Raw genomic sequence first — 16,596 nt, 5'->3', positions numbered from 1 at the left:
TACAAGAATAGCAAATTGCTCAAAGAGATAATAGGAAAAAGCGCAGAGGAAAAGACATCTCATAAAGGGTTTTTAGCGTTTGCAATAGCACTAGATCAACCGTGAGATACAACTAGGTTTTACGCTGCGCCCTCGTCCTGCGCGTCTGATTTAGGAAGCTTAGCAATAAGGTTATTGACCACCAAATCATGGTGCAATGAAGACATATTAGTTATGACAATGCAGTGCGTGTAGCCTGCTTGCATGCTTTCAAGTTTGTCGTACATAGCTTTGTCTAACTTGGAAAGCTGTGCCAGGCGCTTCTTTGTCAGTGGCGTAGTGGCGCCGTGACAGCGCACGGCAGTAACATCTGTTGCACTTAATTGTATTTTACTTTCATCCAGCTGTGTCTTTATTTGTGTTCTAAGCTTTGAATAAAGAAAATCACGTTCCTTTATGAACACCAATCGATTGTCACTTTTTCTGACACAATGCACAACCAATGCTTTTTGAGCCGTTTCTTTAAACATTGCTTCAAGAATTTGAGACTTAGGCTTAGCCTGTCCCTTGTCTGCAAAAAAACCATGTAACGGAATGATATTTGCCGTGCGCGAGAACGGATATAAGTCATCAGACGCATCGCTTTGATACACCGTTTTAAGCCTATCAAGGGTAAAGCGATTCATGACACATAGCACGGAGAGTGACGGCATATGCCTAACTGCAAGTTCCCAAATAAATCGATGCGTAAGGCGTTGTATACGAGCAATATCGTTAAGCTTAAAGTAGGCAGAATTTTCTTCTACCATACTGCCTACGCTAGACCCCACCTTCTCCTTCCGCGTATCTTCAGCTAAACACAGTCTGACTACACCAGAGTCGGGCTCGTAATGTACTACTTTGTATTTCTCATTTTTCAGCTTTAAGTCAGGTACGGTAACGCGAATTTCTGGCTGAATTTGACTTTGAGGTGCAACGGTAAGTTTTAACCCGCTTGCACTTAAATCCGACACACGTGCATCGATAGAAGACAGCAGCCCTGTTTTAATCGTAGCAGCTTTGTCTAGCACATAACGTGTTTCACAACGTCGGTCTAAATCTTCTTCCATCACATAGTCAATTTTCCAATTCTTACCGCTTGCTTTTAGCGTCTTAGACAGTGGTTTAAAATCACACTTTGCTACCAGTGAAAGATTGTTTAGGTATGCAGTCACATCTTTACAGTAAAGAATATGAGAAATATGCGAGAGATACTCAAAGTCTTTACTTGTGATGTCGTGAATAGCAAACGCTTTTATTTTGTCTTGCTTTGTCACTTCATCAAGCCTGCAATGCGTACAAATAAAATCGCCTGTTTTTACCAGTAAATAAACCAGCGCGCCAAGTTGGCCAAGTTGCATTAACTGACGATGAGTTGCCGTTATTTGAACATTACCAGCTTTGGTTTTTATATTGCCATGAAAGATATAGGCTTCATTGTACTTTTTCAGCTCTTCAACCAATGCAGAGAAAATGGGCTTATCTTGAAGGCTAGCAAGTACCTTCTTTGTGTTGTTGTGTTCGACATTAGCTTTCGTAAACAAAGCGATAAGAGGCTTTAGCGAGGCCTTCTCCGGCGCTAACATCACAGGAAGCCAAGGGCTGTTCTCTAAAATGCGGTCACGCTCCAGCTCTTGCATCGCACGCTCAATTTCTAAGTCTCGCTGAAGAGGCTGCTTGTAAGCTGTAATACTTACGTAGCGCTTTATAGCTGTTACCAGTGCCGGGTCTAAATCTTCTGGAAACGCGAAGTAAGTTTCATATTTTCCAAGGTTCTTGTTGTACTTAACGGCCTCAAGCTCCAAGGTAACGTCTGTAGGCTCTCTCGTAAGCCCCGCAATTTCAGGCAAAGAAAAGGTTATTTTATCACCTAGGTTGTTGCATTGGGAGGTCGTTTCGTTTCTAAGGCCAAACCTTTGTAAGAAAACGAACTAATGGCGCAGTTACGCCCTTTCTCAAACTGCGCAGATGCCAAGGTGAAATTGGGCCTAATAGCAATATCATCGCCAAAGTCAATGTCGGTGAATGACTGGCTTTCCACATTAAACGCGTCGACGATTTTTTTAAATTGCTCTTTTTTGATTTGGGATTGATAAAAGTCGGAATTCATTACCGACTCAAAAACACCCACGGTATAGCGGTCTTGATAGAGTGACGTTTCGTTCTTTAAAATTTGCGCGCCAACTTTATCAAGACGCATCTGCACACCAAAGTGTTTAAACTTCATCACGGGGAATTTAGCAAATGCGGAATTATCAGCAGGCGCGTCGGTTAACGATGTAAGCCGGACCACTTCATCTTTTACAATTTTGCGAACGCTACTGGGTAGCCGTTTGGAGAATTTATTTACACCTTCTAACAGCCTATTTTGCTGCTCGTAGGGAATCAAAGCACGGATGAGCGGCTGATACTGCTTAATGATTGATTCTTCGTCATAAGCTGACATTACTTCAATTGATACCGTTCTATTATTATCTGGATAATATATAACCGTATTAATCTACCCGTCAATAGACAAAGTCAACTAAACAAAAGTATAAGTTATGAACAACACATTGAAATGCGTATAAATTACATTGTGATGGTGTGGAGTCGTTGTGGAGCATTCATAGGAAAACAATAAAAAAGCCGCTGTTTAGCGGCTTTTAAAATCTTTATGCGATTGACGCATCAACTCTTTCGCGAAGTTCTTTACCTGGCTTAAAGTGCGGCACATATTTACCGTCCAGTTTCACCGTCTCACCCGTTTTAGGGTTTCTACCTACGCGCGGAGCGCGGTAATGAAGTGAAAAACTACCGAAACCTCTAATCTCAATACGCTCACCCTTTTGAAGAGTTTGCGCCATTTGTTCTAGAAGTTCCTTAATAGCTAGCTCAAGTTCCTTCGCTGGGACATGACGCGCTTGATCCGCGAGCCGTTCAATTAATTCAGACTTGGTCATGCTTAACCTCGTTGTCAATATTATTGTTCAAACAGCTATCGCGAATGGGGTGTGCATGTGCACACCCACAAAAGCATTATTCGCCTTTAGCAGCTTTAAATGCTTCTGCCATCGCGTTAGCGAAACCAACATCTTCTTGTTGGTTAACTTTATCGATAGCTTCTTTTTCGTCAGCCTGATCTTTCGCTTTAACAGATAGGTTAACAGTGCGGTTCTTACGGTCAACGCCCATGAACTTCGCTTCAATGCTATCACCAACGCTTGCTACTTCAGTTGCGTCTTCAACACGCTCTACAGCAAGATCTGCAACGCGGATGTAGCCATCAACTTCTTCAGCTAGGTTTACAGTAACGCCTTTCGCATCAACTGCTGTTACTGTACCAGTAACGATAGCACCTTTCTTGTTATCTGTCAGATACTTGTTGAAAGGATCTTCTTCGATTTGCTTAACGCCAAGAGAGATACGCTCACGCTCTGGGTCGACTTGTAGTACAACTGCAGAGATTTCGTCGCCTTTCTTGTAGTCGCGAACCGCGTCTTCACCAGACTTGTTCCAGCTGATGTCAGAAAGGTGAACTAGACCGTCGATGCCGCCGTCAAGGCCGATGAAGATACCGAAGTCAGTGATTGACTTGATCTTACCAGACACTTTGTCACCTTTTTCGTGTGACTCAGCAAAAGTTTCCCAAGGGTTAGCAATGCACTGCTTAAGACCTAGAGAAATACGACGACGCTCTTCGTCGATTTCAAGAACCATTACATCTACAGTGTCACCTAGGTTAACAACTTTAGATGGGTGGATGTTCTTGTTAGTCCAATCCATTTCAGAAACGTGTACAAGACCTTCAACGCCGTCTTCGATTTCAACGAAGCAGCCGTAGTCAGTAAGGTTAGTAACCTGACCGTTGATCTTAGTACCTTCTGGGTAACGAGAAGCAATTTCTTGCCATGGATCGTTGCCCATTTGCTTCATACCAAGAGAAACACGCTGCTTCTCTTTGTCGAACTTAAGTACTTTAACGTTGATTTCGTCACCAACATTCACGATTTCACTTGGGTGCTTAACGCGCTTCCAAGCCATATCTGTGATGTGTAGTAGACCGTCTACGCCACCAAGGTCAACGAACGCACCGTAGTCGGTAAGGTTCTTAACGATACCTTTGATTTCGTGACCTTCTTCAAGGTTAGCAAGAAGTGATTCACGCTCTTGGCTGCTTTCAGCTTCGATAACTGCACGACGAGAAACAACAACGTTGTTACGCTTAGCGTCAAGCTTGATAACTTTAAACTCAAGCTCTTTGCCTTCAAGGTGAGTCGTGTCACGCACTGGACGTACGTCAACAAGTGAACCAGGAAGGAACGCGCGTACACTGTTAACTTCAACAGTGAAACCGCCTTTAACTTTACCGTTGATAACGCCCTTGATAGTAACTTTATCTTCGTAAGCTTTTTCCAGCTCAACCCACGCTTCGTGACGCTTCGCTTTTTCGCGAGAAAGGATAGTTTCACCGAAACCATCTTCAACTGCATCTAGTGCTACGTCTACTTCGTCACCGATAGCGATTTCTAGTTCGCCTTCAGCGTTTTTAAATTGGTCTGCTGGGATAGCACTTTCTGATTTCAAGCCTGCGTCAACAAGAACGATGTCTTTGTCGATAGAAACAACAGTACCTTTTACAATTGAACCAGGACGTGTTTCTAGTTCTTGTAAGCTTTCTTCAAAAAGTTGTGCAAAATTTTCAGTCATAAGTCTCAAATAAACTTTTAAGTTGATATCCACGCTTCTAATCCGGATAACGTGGGGTTATTAAAATTAGTCGCCACTTCCTGTAGCAACACTGCTTTGGATGCGATCAGCTCTCGTCGTTAAAGGCGTGAGGAAATAATATCCATCGCTTTTTCAAAGACTTGGTCAATATCCAAATCTGTTGAATCAATAATTACAGCATCTTGTGCCGGTACCAAAGGTGCAACCGCGCGCTGTGTATCGCGCTCGTCTCTTGCCTTGATATCGGTTAAAAGGCGCGCAATATTAACATCCATGCCCTTAGCTTTCAACTGGCTATAGCGACGCTCAGCGCGGGCTTCAGCGCTCGCGGTCAGAAAAATCTTAACCAGCGCATCTGGGAAAACCACCGTCCCCATGTCGCGACCATCTGCCACCAAGCCAGGGTCTTGTTGGAATGCACGCTGCCTACGAAGCAGTGCTTCACGCACTCGTGGTAACGCAGCTACTTTTGAAGCCACTGCGCCTACATCTTCAGTGCGAATATCGTCAGTGACGTCTTCGCCTTCTAAAATGATGCGCGTTGCTTCTTCATTCGTCTCAAAACTTACATCGAGACCTATTGCAAGAGGAACAACACATTCTTCATCATCACACGGAAGGTCGTGGTGTAGTGCAGCAACTGCGAGGACGCGATAAATTGCACCGCTATCCAAAAAGTGCCACCCTAATTTCTTTGCCAATAAGCTACTTAACGTACCTTTACCAGCACCACTAGGACCGTCAACCGTGACTACGGGTGTGGAATGCATACCTGCTCCATCATCTAATTACAAAAATCGCGCGCAATTATACGCTTTACTTCAAGATAAGCAATGCCACCTGAATAAGGTGGCATTGTACATTTGACTAATTTTGATACAGAGCAACACTGAAATACGCCTATTTTAGTGCTATTCGTGTGCCCTAGTAGCGACGTTACGCACTGTAAAGCGTCTTAAATCGTGTGAAGTAGTCAGGGAATGTCTTGCGCGTGCAGCCTGGGTCGTTAATAGTCACAAGCGTATCACTTAGTGCCACTAACGAGAAACACATAGCAATGCGATGGTCATTGTACGTATCGATTTCTGCATGCTTAAGTTGGTCAGTTGGCCATACTGTTATGTAGTCGTGCCCTTCTTCAACCTTGGCACCTAATTTTTGAAGTTCTGTCGCCATGGCATTTAGTCGGTCTGTTTCTTTCACACGCCAGTTGTAGATGTTTGTAATGGTCGTTGGACCTTCTGCAAACAAGGCGGTAGTAGCAATAGTCATAGCTGCATCTGGGATATGGTTCATGTCCATATTAACGCCTTTAAGCGGTGCACCTGTCACTTCAACGTATTCGTCGTGCCATTCCACTTTTGCGCCCATAGCTTCAAGCACATCAGCGAAACGAATGTCACCCTGTATGCTATTTTGGCCAATTCCGGTTACGCGTACCGTACCACCTTTAATTGCGCCAGCTGCAAGGAAGTACGATGCTGATGATGCATCACCTTCAACCATAAATTTACCAGGCGCGACATACTTTGCATCGCCAGATATGGTGAATGTCTGGTAGTTATCGTTATCTACCGACACTCCAAATTTGGCCATCGTGTCTAGTGTGATATCAATGTAGGGCTTTGAGACTAGTTCACCTTTGATACGAATAACCACATCACCAGTGAAAAGTGGCGCAGCCATTAACAATGCCGTTAAGAACTGGCTTGAAACACTACCGTCAACTGACATTTCGCCGCCGCTTAGCGTTTTACCTTTAATTTGAAGTGGTGGAAAACCATCGTTTTTCAAATAAGTAATATCGGCGTTGGCCTCGCGCAGTGCGTCAACCAAGTCACCAATCGGGCGTTCTTCCATGCGAGGCTCACCAGTAAGCACGGTATCAACATTACTTACCGCAAGTGCCGCACATAATGGGCGCATTGCTGTGCCCGCATTGCCTAAAAATAGCTCAAGGGGTTCCGAAACGTCAAAAGCCCCATTGTTGCCTTGTACAACACAACGTGTTTTGTCTTCATTCAGCTCATAGCTGACACCAAGCTTAGTCAGGGCATTCAGCATATGTGAAATGTCATCACTGTCTAACAGGTTTGTTAGTTCTGTCTGGCCTTCTGCCAGTGCCGCAAGTAACAATGCACGATTAGACAAGCTTTTTGAGCCAGGTACATTGACCTCTCCCGATACTTTTGCAATCGGGTCTAATGTTAACTGCTCCATTTTATCCATTCACTCTTTCAAATTCGCGCATAAATTCAACTAGCGCCACAATGCCTTCAACTGGCATTGCGTTATAAATACTGGCACGCATGCCCCCTACCGAACGATGCCCTTTTAGCGCAAGTAACCCAGCGTCTTGAGATTGGGCTAAAAATAGCTTGTCGAGTTCAGGGTCAGCTAAATGGAAAGGTACGTTCATTTTCGAACGATTGTCAGGGTGAACTTTGCTCGAATAGAAATCAGAGCTATCAATTGCTGAATAAAGCAACGCTGCTTTTTCTGCATTGCGTTTAGCCATTGCATCGACGCCGCCCATGTCTTTTAACCATTCAAAGACAAGGCCTGCCAAATACCAAGAAAACGTTGGTGGTGTGTTATACATTGAGTCAGATTTTGCTGCCAATGCATAATCAAAAATAGACGGGGTTTCTTTGCGCGCTTTACCAACTAAATCGTCGCGAACAATAACTACGGATAAACCACTAGGCCCAATGTTCTTTTGTGCACCTGCATAAATAACACCGTGTTTCGCCACATCAATAGGTTGCGATAGTATGGTAGATGACATATCAGACACTAACGGTACATCACCCGCTTCAGGTAGCCAATCAAAGGCAATGCCATCAACGGTTTCGTTAGGGCAAAAGTGATAATAAGCTGCTGATTGGTCAATTTCGCTTAGTGAAGGATTAGCAATATAGTGCAACCCATCCTTGTTGGAAACGTTGCCCACAACTACAGCGTTATTGTACTTATTGGCTTCGTCTACTGCACCTTTCGACCAAGACCCACTCACTAAATGTAGGCTTTTGTCGTTTGTACTTGAAAGATTTAACGGTACGGCGGCAAATTGACCGCGACCGCCACCATGGGTAAACAACACATGATAATTTGATGGCACTGACAATAGATCGCGAAGATCTGTCTCCGCCTTTGCCGCTATTTCAATGAAGTCTTTGCCACGGTGACTTACTTCCATTACAGAGCAGCCTAGATCGCGCCAGTTTGTGAATTCAGCTTGGGCTTTTTGCATTACTTCTTTTGGAAGCATTGCTGGGCCCGCACAAAAGTTAAAAACCTCTTTCATTGCGTTTTTCAACACCTGTAAAAATAACAAGCGGCTTAAGCCGCTTGTTTGAAAGAACACTGATAATGCGCAAACGTTAATGTCGCGCGCTATCCCTACTCTTCTGTCGTTGAGCTATCGCCGTCTTGTGCGGCGTTTTCTTGCTCTTGAACAGCAGTTGCTGCTTGTTCAGATGCATCTTCAGAAATTATCGGGTTACCGTCTTCATCAAACTCTTGTAACTCCTCAACCTCTTCAATGCGCTGTAGACCAACCACATGTTCACCTTCTACGGTACGTATTAGACGAACACCTTGTGTATTACGGCCTACAACCGATACTTCGCTTACGCGGGTACGCACTAATGTACCCTGGTCACTGATAAGCATAATTTCATTGCTTTCGTCCACTTGCACAGCGCCAACAACTTTACCATTACGCTCAGAGACCTTAATCGATACCACACCTTGTGTCGCACGGCTCTTCGCTGGGTAATCGTCTAGCGGCGTACGCTTACCGAAACCATTTTCAGTGGCCGTTAAGATTGGGCCATCGCCTTTAGGAACAATCAGTGAAACCACTTTCTGACCGTCTTGAAGCTTGATACCACGGACACCCGTTGCTGTTCTGCCCATTGGACGAAGCGCTTGAAGTTCTTCACCTGTTTCAGGATCGCGCTTCACTTCGCCAGTTTCGCTATCGCGTAGTTTTTCGTTGAAGCGAACCACTTTACCCGCGTCAGAGAACAACATAATGTCGTCGTCACCGTGGGTGATGTCTACACCAATTAGCTCATCACCTTCATTAAGGTTGACTGCAATGATACCGCTTGAACGTGGGCGAGAATACAAGCTTAGATCTGTCTTCTTCACTGTACCGTTTGCCGTAGCCATCAGTACAAACTTGCCTTCTTCGAATTCTTTGATTGGAAGAATTGCAGTAATACGCTCATTCTCTTCCAAAGGAAGAATATTTACAATTGGACGTCCACGCGCATTTCGGCTAGCAAACGGCAATTGATATACTTTCAACCAATACAAGCGACCTCGGGTAGAGAAACACAAAATATGGTCGTGAGTATTTGCAACGAGAAGTTTTTCAATGAAATCTTCGTCTTTCATCTTCGTCGCCGACTTACCTCGGCCACCGCGACGCTGCGCTTCGTAATCAGTAAGTTTCTGATACTTAACATAGCCCTCACGAGAAAGCGTGACCACTACATCTTCTTGCTCGATAAGATCTTCAATGTCGATATCGTGGCTTGCTGCAGTAATTTCTGTACGGCGTTCGTCGCCAAATTCATCACGTACTTTTTCAAGTTCTTCTTGAATTACTTCCATCAAACGCTCAGGGCTGTTTAGGATATGAAGTAGTTCAGCGATGATTTCTAGAAGCTGCTTATATTCTTCTAAAATCTTTTCATGTTCTAGACCCGTCAGTTTGTGTAGACGTAGATCAAGAATAGCTTGTGCTTGTTGCTCAGTAAGATAGTACTTGCCGTCGCGAATACCAAATTCAGGCATTAGCCAATCAGGACGCGCTGCATCATCGCCAGCACGCTCTAGCATTTGCGCTACGTCACCTAAATCCCAACCTTGTGCAACAAGCGACTTCTTAGCGTCTGCTGGGCTTTGCGATGCTTTAATCAACTCGATAATCGGATCGATGTTCGCAAGAGCAATCGCAAGACCTTCTAGGATGTGTGCTCGGTCGCGCGCTTTGCGCAATTCAAATACAGTACGGCGAGTAACCACTTCACGACGGTGAAGAATAAAGCACTCTAACGTTTCTTTTAGGTTAAATACCTTTGGCTGACCATTATCAAGTGCAACCATATTGATACCGAATACCGTTTGTAACTGTGTATTGGCATACAAATGGTTAAGCAGTACTTCTGCAGATTCGTTGCGTTTGACTTCAATAACGATGCGCATACCGTCTTTATCAGACTCATCACGCAGTGCCGAAATACCCTCGATACGCTTCTCTTTAACAAGTTCAGCAATCTTTTCGATAAGTCGCGCTTTGTTTACCTGATAAGGAATTTCATTAACGACGATAGTTTCTTTGCCGTTTGAATCAGTTTCAATTTCTGCTTTAGCACGAAGATAAATCTTACCGCGCCCCGTTCGATACGCGTCTTCAATACCTTTGCGACCGCTGATCATTGCCGCCGTTGGGAAATCTGGACCAGGGATATGCGTCATCAAGTCATCAATAGTAATAGATGGGTCTTGAATAAGCGCAACACAGCCATTGATCACTTCAGTCAGGTTGTGTGGCGGAATATTGGTCGCCATACCTACCGCAATACCTGAAGAACCATTAACTAAAAGGTTTGGTACTTTGGTTGGTAATACTTCTGGGATGTGTTCTGTACCATCATAGTTTGGCACAAAATCAACGGTCTCTTTATCAAGGTCAGCAAGTAGCTCGTGAGCTATTTTTGCCATGCGTACTTCGGTGTAACGCATTGCCGCAGCTGAGTCACCATCTACAGAACCAAAGTTACCTTGGCCGTCTACAAGCATGTAGCGCAATGAGAAAGGCTGAGCCATACGAACAATTGTGTCGTATACCGCAGAGTCACCGTGAGGGTGGTATTTACCGATAACGTCACCTACCACACGGGCAGATTTTTTATACGGTTTGTTAAAGTCGTTTTTCAGTTCGTTCATTGCGAACAGCACACGACGGTGCACTGGCTTCAAGCCATCTCTTACATCAGGCAATGCTCGCCCGACAATAACGCTCATCGCGTAATCAAGGTAGGAGTTTTTTAACTCTTCCTCGATATTAACGGGGAGGATTTCTTTAGCGTTATCAGACATAAACTGCTTAATCCCTTTATCTTGGTTTGTTCTGCGTTATCCATTGCAGCCACTTTACATGAACTGTGAAAGCGGCTCTTAGGCGCGCACTGTTATTATTATGTGGGTCATAATGTTGCTTCGAGTGTACCACTTGATGACAGAATTATGTAGCGCTTAATTACGCTTATTAATCAACAAAAAGGTAAGCGATTATTTTTCATCCAGACAGCTGAGTAAAATACATAAAATCAGCCAAAAACAGTAAAACATAGCCTTAATTTGCGATATGTTAAAAAGAGATAAGTTAAGGACTGTTTTACCCATGACGAACGTTGATCAACAAGAAATCAGCAAATTCTCTGAACTCGCTTCTCGCTGGTGGGACCCAGAAGGTGAATTTAAACCGCTTCATCTTATTAACCCGCTGCGTCTCGACTTCATTAATCAGCATTGCGAAGGGCTCTTTGAGAAAAAGGTTATTGATATTGGCTGCGGTGGCGGCATTTTAGCCGAGTCGATGGCCCGCGCTGGAGCGACGGTAACCGGCTTGGACATGGCTGAAGCGTCACTAGAAGTAGCAAAGTTGCACGGCTTAGAGTCGGGGATGAAAGTAGATTACGTGTGCTCAACGGCAGAAGCGTACGCAAACGAACATGCGGGACAATTCGATGTTGTTACCTGTATGGAAATGTTAGAACATGTTCCCGATCCTGCCTCAGTTGTTATGGCGTGTGCAAAACTAGTCAAGCCAGGTGGACACGTTTTCTTTTCGACGCTAAATAGAAACCTCAAGAGCTATCTAATGGGAATCGTTGGTGCAGAGTATGTTTTAAAACTCGTACCGAAAGGCACCCACGATCACAGCAAGTTTATAAAACCATCTGAACTTATGACAATGACAGATCGCGCCGGACTTTTACCTCGCGACATGACAGGACTTCATATGGATCCGATCTCGCAGGGTTTCTACCTTTCTCCTACCAATGTCGATGTGAACTATCTGCTGTATACCGTTGCACAAGACTAACAATCCACCAGCCTTTTTATTGGGAGTTCGTATAACACGATACTCCCAATAAAGATGTACACTATATACAGTGTGTTTAAAATAAATTAACACTAGATATTGGGTCGCGGTGATATTTTAAACACCATATATCGTGTTTTTATAAAAATAAGATTCTAAGAATAAATTAATTTTTTCGAAGAAGATTTTGTGAAAAACGCTTGCAATCCCGATCTTTTAAGCTTGTAGAACGCTAAAAAGTTAGTTGTTACTAACGTAAATTTCATGCCAATTTGAGTGCGTGAAATACCACCAGATATTGGGTTGCATTCAGGGCAAAACCTCACTATCTTGTGTTTAATTCAGCACGGGATCGAACAAAGCAATAACAGTAAAATGATCTCGGCAGATCGCGTAGTGATACGCCATTCAACTTCGCTGAAAATAAAAGCAACACCAAAATATATAAGCAGTCTCTACTCACTTATCTTCACAGGTAGCAGTTTAGGCCGCTTTCGCGTGTGCAATAACGTGGCCTACTTACTTGAAGGCTAACGAAACCACTCGCTAATAAAACGAATTAAAATTTAAAATGAAAATGGGCAATATAGCCCACGCTTCAAGCGCTAACAGACATACGGTCAGTAACATGAACAACAATTTATTTGTCACCAAACGTAACGGTGAAAAAGAGTCCATCGACTTGGAGAAAATTCACAAAGTCGTTACTTGGGCTTCGAAGGGACTAAATAACGTTTCTGTTTCACAAGTTGAGATAAAAGCACAAATTCAGTTTTTTGACGGGATTAACACCAGTGAGATCCACGAGACACTGATCAAGTCTGCTGCTGATCTTATTTCTACCGACGCCCCCGATTACCAATACATGGCTGCGCGTTTAGCAATTTTCCATTTGCGCAAGAAAGCATACGGTCAATTTGAGCCACCAGCGTTGGTCGACCACGTTACAAAAATGGTCGAAGCCGGAAAATATGACAAGCACCTTCTAAAAGATTACACCGCTGAAGAATTTGCCGAGATGGATACGTATATCGACCATTGGCGTGATATGAACTTCAGTTATGCAGCGGTCAAGCAGCTTGAAGGAAAATACCTCGTTCAAAACCGCGTTACTGGCGAGATTTACGAAAGCGCTCAATTCCTTTATATTCTTGTTGCCGCATGTTTATTCGCGAACTACGAAAAAGACGTGCGCATGGACTACATTCGCCGCTTCTATGATGCAGCATCAACGTTCAAACTGTCGCTACCAACGCCTATCATGGCGGGTGTGCGCACCCCTACCCGTCAGTTCAGTTCGTGTGTACTGATTGAAACGGGTGACAGCCTAGATTCGATTAATGCGACAGCAAGTGCCATTGTAAAATACGTTAGCCAGCGCGCAGGTATCGGTGTTAATGCAGGTCGCATTCGTGCACTAGGAAGCCCTATCCGCGGTGGTGAAGCTTTCCATACTGGCTGTATTCCCTTTTACAAATATTTCCAAACAGCGGTAAAAAGCTGTTCACAAGGTGGTGTACGTGGTGGCGCAGCCACTTTGTTCTACCCAATTTGGCATATGGAAGTCGAATCGCTGCTGGTTCTGAAGAATAACCGTGGTGTTGAAGAAAACCGAGTCCGTCACCTCGATTACGGCGTTCAGTTTAACAAACTGATGTATCAGCGCATGATGAAAGACGGCTATATTTCATTGTTTAGCCCATCAGACGTACCTGGCCTTTACGATGCATTCTTCGCCGACCAAGATAAGTTCGAAGAGCTTTACGTTAAATACGAAAACGATGACAGCATTCGCAAAAAGCAAATTAAAGCAATGGAACTGTTTAGCTTGTTTATGCAAGAGCGTGCAAGCACAGGTCGTATTTATCTTCAAAACGTAGACCACTGTAATACACACAGCCCATTCAACCCAGAAGTTGCCCCTGTTCGTCAAAGCAACCTTTGTCTTGAAATTGCGCTGCCTACTAAGCCGCTTCAGCACGTTAATGATGAAAATGGCGAAATTGCGCTGTGTACACTTTCTGCATTTAACTTAGGGGCTATTGAGTCGTTAGACGAGTTTGAAGAACTAGCAGATCTTGCAGTACGTGCGCTTGATAACCTATTAGACTACCAAGACTACCCTGTTCCAGCTGCGTATAACGCAACAATGGGCAGACGTACTCTGGGTGTAGGCGTCATCAACTTCGCTTACTACCTAGCCAAAAACGGTGTTAAATATTCTGACCACAGCGCGAACGGTCTAGTTCACCGCACATTTGAAGCAATGCAGTATTACCTACTCAAAGCGTCAAACAACCTTGCAAAAGAGAAAGGTGCGTGTCCTAAGTTTAACGAAACAACATACTCGCAAGGCATTATGCCAATCGACAGCTACAAGAAAGATCTTGATAGCGTTTGTAATGAACCACTTCATTACGATTGGGATGCGCTTCGTGAAGACGTTAAAACACATGGCTTACGCAACTCTACGTTGTCTGCGCTTATGCCGTCTGAAACTTCGTCTCAAATTTCTAATGCAACAAACGGTATTGAGCCACCGCGTGGCTTTATCAGCATTAAATCAAGTAAAGACGGCGTACTTAAGCAAGTAGTACCTGAGTATGAGACACTTAAAGACCAGTACGAACTGCTTTGGGACATTCCATCGAACGATGGTTACCTGCAGCTTGTTGGTATTATGCAGAAGTTTATCGACCAAACTATCTCTGCTAATACAAACTACGACCCAAGCCGTTACGAAGGTAATAAGGTGCCAATGAAGCTTCTTCTTAAAGACCTTCTTACAACGTACAAGTTAGGCGTTAAAACGCTTTACTACCACAACACTCGCGACGGCGCGTCTGACACATCGGCACTTGATGCTAAAGCCAATGTACCTATGCCACGTCAAGAAGAAGTGGTAGTAGAGGAAGACGATGATTGTGCAGGCGGTGCGTGTAAAATATAAATAACAACGCACCCTCTGTAAGATGGCAAGTTCAGCATGTATGCAGGCTTGCCATCTAAAGTTTCGCAGCAAGAACACAAATAATAACACGCGTTAATCATTAAGTTTTTAGTTAGGCCATCATGAAATACACTACGTTTAATCAGCAAAGTACAAATCCATTGGTCGAGCCAATGTTTTTCGGTAATCCCGTAAACGTTGCGCGCTACGATCAGCAAAAGCATGCCATTTTCGAGAAACTTATTGAGAAACAAATAAGCTTCTTTTGGCGTCCAGAAGAGGTAGATGTCTCGCGCGATCGCGTTGACTTTCAAAAGTTAACCGACCCTGAGAAACATATTTTTATCTCGAACCTTAAATACCAAACACTGCTTGATTCAGTGCAAGGTCGCAGTCCGAATATCGCGTTTTTACCTATCATCTCTCTACCAGAGTTAGAGACTTGGGTAGAAACATGGTCGTTCTTCGAGACAATCCACTCTCGTTCTTACACACATATTCTGCGTAACCTGTTCTCTGATCCTAGCGAGATTTTTGAAGATATCGTGGTTAACGACGAAATAAAACGCCGCGCGGCTGATATTTCTAAATACTACGACGACCTTATTTTTGCTACGCAGCTTTGGCAAACACAAGGCGAAGGTGTTCACACTGTAAACGGCAGCACCTACACCGTTAATATGTACGAATTAAAGAAAAAGCTTTTTTTGTGCATGAACTCAGTTAACGCACTAGAAGCCATTCGTTTCTATGTTTCGTTTGCCTGTACCTTTGCATTTGCAGAACGCAAGCTTATGGAAGGCAACTCAAAGATCATTCGTTTGATTGCACGAGACGAGAACCTTCACCTTTCTTCTACCCAGCACATTCTTAATTTATGGGCGAAAGGTAAAGACGATCCAGATATGGCACAAATCGCCGAAGAGTGTAAAGACGAAGCGCGCGCAATCTTTATGAATGCGGTAGAGCAAGAAAAGCAGTGGGCTGATTATTTGTTCCAGAATGGCTCTATGATAGGTCTTAACAAAGACATACTTTGCCAATACGTTGAGTACATCGCTAACCAGCGTATGACAGCTATCGGTCTTGATGCGCCGTTTGATATTAGCAGCAACCCTCTGCCTTGGATGAACAACTACCTGAATTCGGATAACGTGCAGGTAGCACCTCAAGAGTCTGAAATAAGTTCTTACTTGGTGGGTCAAATTGACTCTGCGGTAAGCGAAGACGACTTTGCTGACTTTGAGCTGTAAAACAACAGCTAAATGAGCAAAGACAATTCTGGGCTTCGCATCGACGTTGTCGATGTGGGGCCTATTGACGCCCCTGTCGATAAAACAATTTTAAGCGCTTTAGAAGCAAGTGATGTTCATATTCACTACCATTGCCGTGAGGGCTTTTGTGGTGCTTGTAGAACAAAGCTTTTAGAGGGAGAAGTAGAATATACAACAGACCCACTCGCGTTTATTGATGACGACGAAATACTTCCCTGCTGTTGCATAGCCAAATCTCCCCTTAAAATAAAAGTGCCTTTGTAAGCAACTACACCTCTTTTTCTATGGCATACAAATCTTCGTCTATCGATTCGAGACGCGCTTCAAACACCGCTCTGGCATCGCGCAAACCACTGTTGTAAAACACGCCGCCCATTTCTTTTGCTATAAATTCAAGAAGAAATTCACCATCAAATTGGCCAAGCTCAACCCCCAGTTCATTGTCAAAATACCGCTGTAATTTATCAATTAACGCAGACTTTTCTTCGCTACTAAATGTAATGTCGCTCATATTCTTT

Annotated in this window: 13 protein-coding genes; 4 read left to right on the top strand and 9 right to left on the bottom strand. The window is 43.9% G+C overall.

From position 1 onward, the window contains the following. Positions 1 to 119 precede the first annotated feature (119 nt). From V6N89_RS10070 to gyrA, 8 genes are all read right to left on the bottom strand, one after another. A complete protein-coding gene (locus tag V6N89_RS10070) occupies positions 120 to 1,868 on the bottom strand; it encodes a PilZ domain-containing protein (RefSeq protein WP_346993720.1) in 1,749 nt (582 codons plus the stop codon). Positions 1,869 to 1,888: 20 nt separating this feature from the next. Then, positions 1,889 to 2,464 (bottom strand): hypothetical protein, encoded by a 576-nt coding sequence (locus tag V6N89_RS10065; RefSeq protein ID WP_346993719.1) that lies wholly within the window; start codon positions 2,462 to 2,464, stop codon positions 1,889 to 1,891. 208 nt (positions 2,465 to 2,672) lie between these two features. After that, positions 2,673 to 2,960, bottom strand: a complete 288-nt coding sequence (gene ihfB, locus V6N89_RS10060; RefSeq protein ID WP_338517424.1) for an integration host factor subunit beta — start codon at positions 2,958 to 2,960, stop codon at positions 2,673 to 2,675. Positions 2,961 to 3,036: 76 nt separating this feature from the next. Continuing rightward, complete coding sequence (rpsA, locus tag V6N89_RS10055) at positions 3,037 to 4,707, bottom strand: 30S ribosomal protein S1 (RefSeq protein WP_159624680.1); 1,671 nt, start codon at positions 4,705 to 4,707, stop codon at positions 3,037 to 3,039. 119 nt (positions 4,708 to 4,826) lie between these two features. Beyond that, the gene (gene cmk, locus V6N89_RS10050; RefSeq protein ID WP_346993718.1) at positions 4,827 to 5,498 is read right to left on the bottom strand and encodes a (d)CMP kinase; all 672 of its coding nucleotides are present in this window, start codon (positions 5,496 to 5,498) and stop codon (positions 4,827 to 4,829) included. A gap of 166 nt (positions 5,499 to 5,664) precedes the next feature. After that, positions 5,665 to 6,948, bottom strand: a complete 1,284-nt coding sequence (aroA, locus tag V6N89_RS10045) for a 3-phosphoshikimate 1-carboxyvinyltransferase (RefSeq protein WP_346993798.1) — start codon at positions 6,946 to 6,948, stop codon at positions 5,665 to 5,667. Between the two features lies 1 nt (position 6,949). Then, entirely contained in the window at positions 6,950 to 8,035 is a 1,086-nt protein-coding gene (gene serC / locus V6N89_RS10040) for a 3-phosphoserine/phosphohydroxythreonine transaminase (RefSeq protein ID WP_338517423.1), read from the bottom strand. Positions 8,036 to 8,130: 95 nt separating this feature from the next. Continuing rightward, positions 8,131 to 10,845, bottom strand: coding sequence for a DNA topoisomerase (ATP-hydrolyzing) subunit A (gene gyrA / locus V6N89_RS10035; RefSeq protein ID WP_338517422.1), 2,715 nt, complete (start codon positions 10,843 to 10,845; stop codon positions 8,131 to 8,133). Between the two features lie 304 nt (positions 10,846 to 11,149). Here gyrA and ubiG point away from each other — a divergent pair, with 304 nt between their 5' ends. The 4 genes from ubiG to yfaE all read left to right on the top strand — a co-directional run bounded on the left by ubiG (position 11,150) and on the right by yfaE (position 16,342). Continuing rightward, positions 11,150 to 11,854 (top strand): bifunctional 2-polyprenyl-6-hydroxyphenol methylase/3-demethylubiquinol 3-O-methyltransferase UbiG, encoded by a 705-nt coding sequence (ubiG, locus tag V6N89_RS10030; protein ID WP_346993717.1) that lies wholly within the window; start codon positions 11,150 to 11,152, stop codon positions 11,852 to 11,854. A gap of 628 nt (positions 11,855 to 12,482) precedes the next feature. Next, positions 12,483 to 14,804, top strand: coding sequence for a class 1a ribonucleoside-diphosphate reductase subunit alpha (nrdA, locus tag V6N89_RS10025; RefSeq protein ID WP_338517421.1), 2,322 nt, complete (start codon positions 12,483 to 12,485; stop codon positions 14,802 to 14,804). Between the two features lie 122 nt (positions 14,805 to 14,926). Next, complete coding sequence (gene nrdB / locus V6N89_RS10020) at positions 14,927 to 16,057, top strand: class Ia ribonucleoside-diphosphate reductase subunit beta (protein ID WP_338517420.1); 1,131 nt, start codon at positions 14,927 to 14,929, stop codon at positions 16,055 to 16,057. 12 nt (positions 16,058 to 16,069) lie between these two features. Beyond that, positions 16,070 to 16,342: a class I ribonucleotide reductase maintenance protein YfaE gene (gene yfaE, locus V6N89_RS10015; RefSeq protein WP_338517419.1), complete on the top strand. Its 273-nt coding sequence runs from the start codon at positions 16,070 to 16,072 to the stop codon at positions 16,340 to 16,342. A gap of 4 nt (positions 16,343 to 16,346) precedes the next feature. Here yfaE and V6N89_RS10010 read toward each other — a convergent pair whose 3' ends face one another. After that, positions 16,347 to 16,589, bottom strand: coding sequence for a DUF2164 domain-containing protein (locus V6N89_RS10010; RefSeq protein ID WP_159624696.1), 243 nt, complete (start codon positions 16,587 to 16,589; stop codon positions 16,347 to 16,349). Between the last annotated feature and the right edge of the window lie 7 nt (positions 16,590 to 16,596).

This window comes from Alteromonas gracilis (assembly GCF_036870955.2).
In the GTDB taxonomy this organism is placed as follows: domain Bacteria; phylum Pseudomonadota; class Gammaproteobacteria; order Enterobacterales; family Alteromonadaceae; genus Alteromonas; species Alteromonas gracilis_A.
This window is presented reverse-complemented; position numbering and strand designations above follow the sequence as displayed.

Excerpts from the sequence above, each read along its gene's own strand:
- V6N89_RS10065 (WP_346993719.1), bottom strand. The coding sequence starts at position 2,464 with ATGTCAGCTTATGACGAAGAATCAATCATTAAGCAGTATCAGCCGCTC.
- ihfB (WP_338517424.1), bottom strand. The coding sequence starts at position 2,960 with ATGACCAAGTCTGAATTAATTGAACGGCTCGCGGATCAAGCGCGTCAT.
- rpsA (WP_159624680.1), bottom strand. The coding sequence starts at position 4,707 with ATGACTGAAAATTTTGCACAACTTTTTGAAGAAAGCTTACAAGAACTA.
- cmk (WP_346993718.1), bottom strand. The coding sequence starts at position 5,498 with ATGCATTCCACACCCGTAGTCACGGTTGACGGTCCTAGTGGTGCTGGT.
- aroA (WP_346993798.1), bottom strand. The coding sequence starts at position 6,948 with ATGGAGCAGTTAACATTAGACCCGATTGCAAAAGTATCGGGAGAGGTC.
- serC (WP_338517423.1), bottom strand. The coding sequence starts at position 8,035 with ATGAAAGAGGTTTTTAACTTTTGTGCGGGCCCAGCAATGCTTCCAAAA.
- gyrA (WP_338517422.1), bottom strand. The coding sequence starts at position 10,845 with ATGTCTGATAACGCTAAAGAAATCCTCCCCGTTAATATCGAGGAAGAG.
- ubiG (WP_346993717.1), top strand. The coding sequence starts at position 11,150 with ATGACGAACGTTGATCAACAAGAAATCAGCAAATTCTCTGAACTCGCT.
- nrdA (WP_338517421.1), top strand. The coding sequence starts at position 12,483 with ATGAACAACAATTTATTTGTCACCAAACGTAACGGTGAAAAAGAGTCC.
- nrdB (WP_338517420.1), top strand. The coding sequence starts at position 14,927 with ATGAAATACACTACGTTTAATCAGCAAAGTACAAATCCATTGGTCGAG.
- yfaE (WP_338517419.1), top strand. The coding sequence starts at position 16,070 with ATGAGCAAAGACAATTCTGGGCTTCGCATCGACGTTGTCGATGTGGGG.
- V6N89_RS10010 (WP_159624696.1), bottom strand. The coding sequence starts at position 16,589 with ATGAGCGACATTACATTTAGTAGCGAAGAAAAGTCTGCGTTAATTGAT.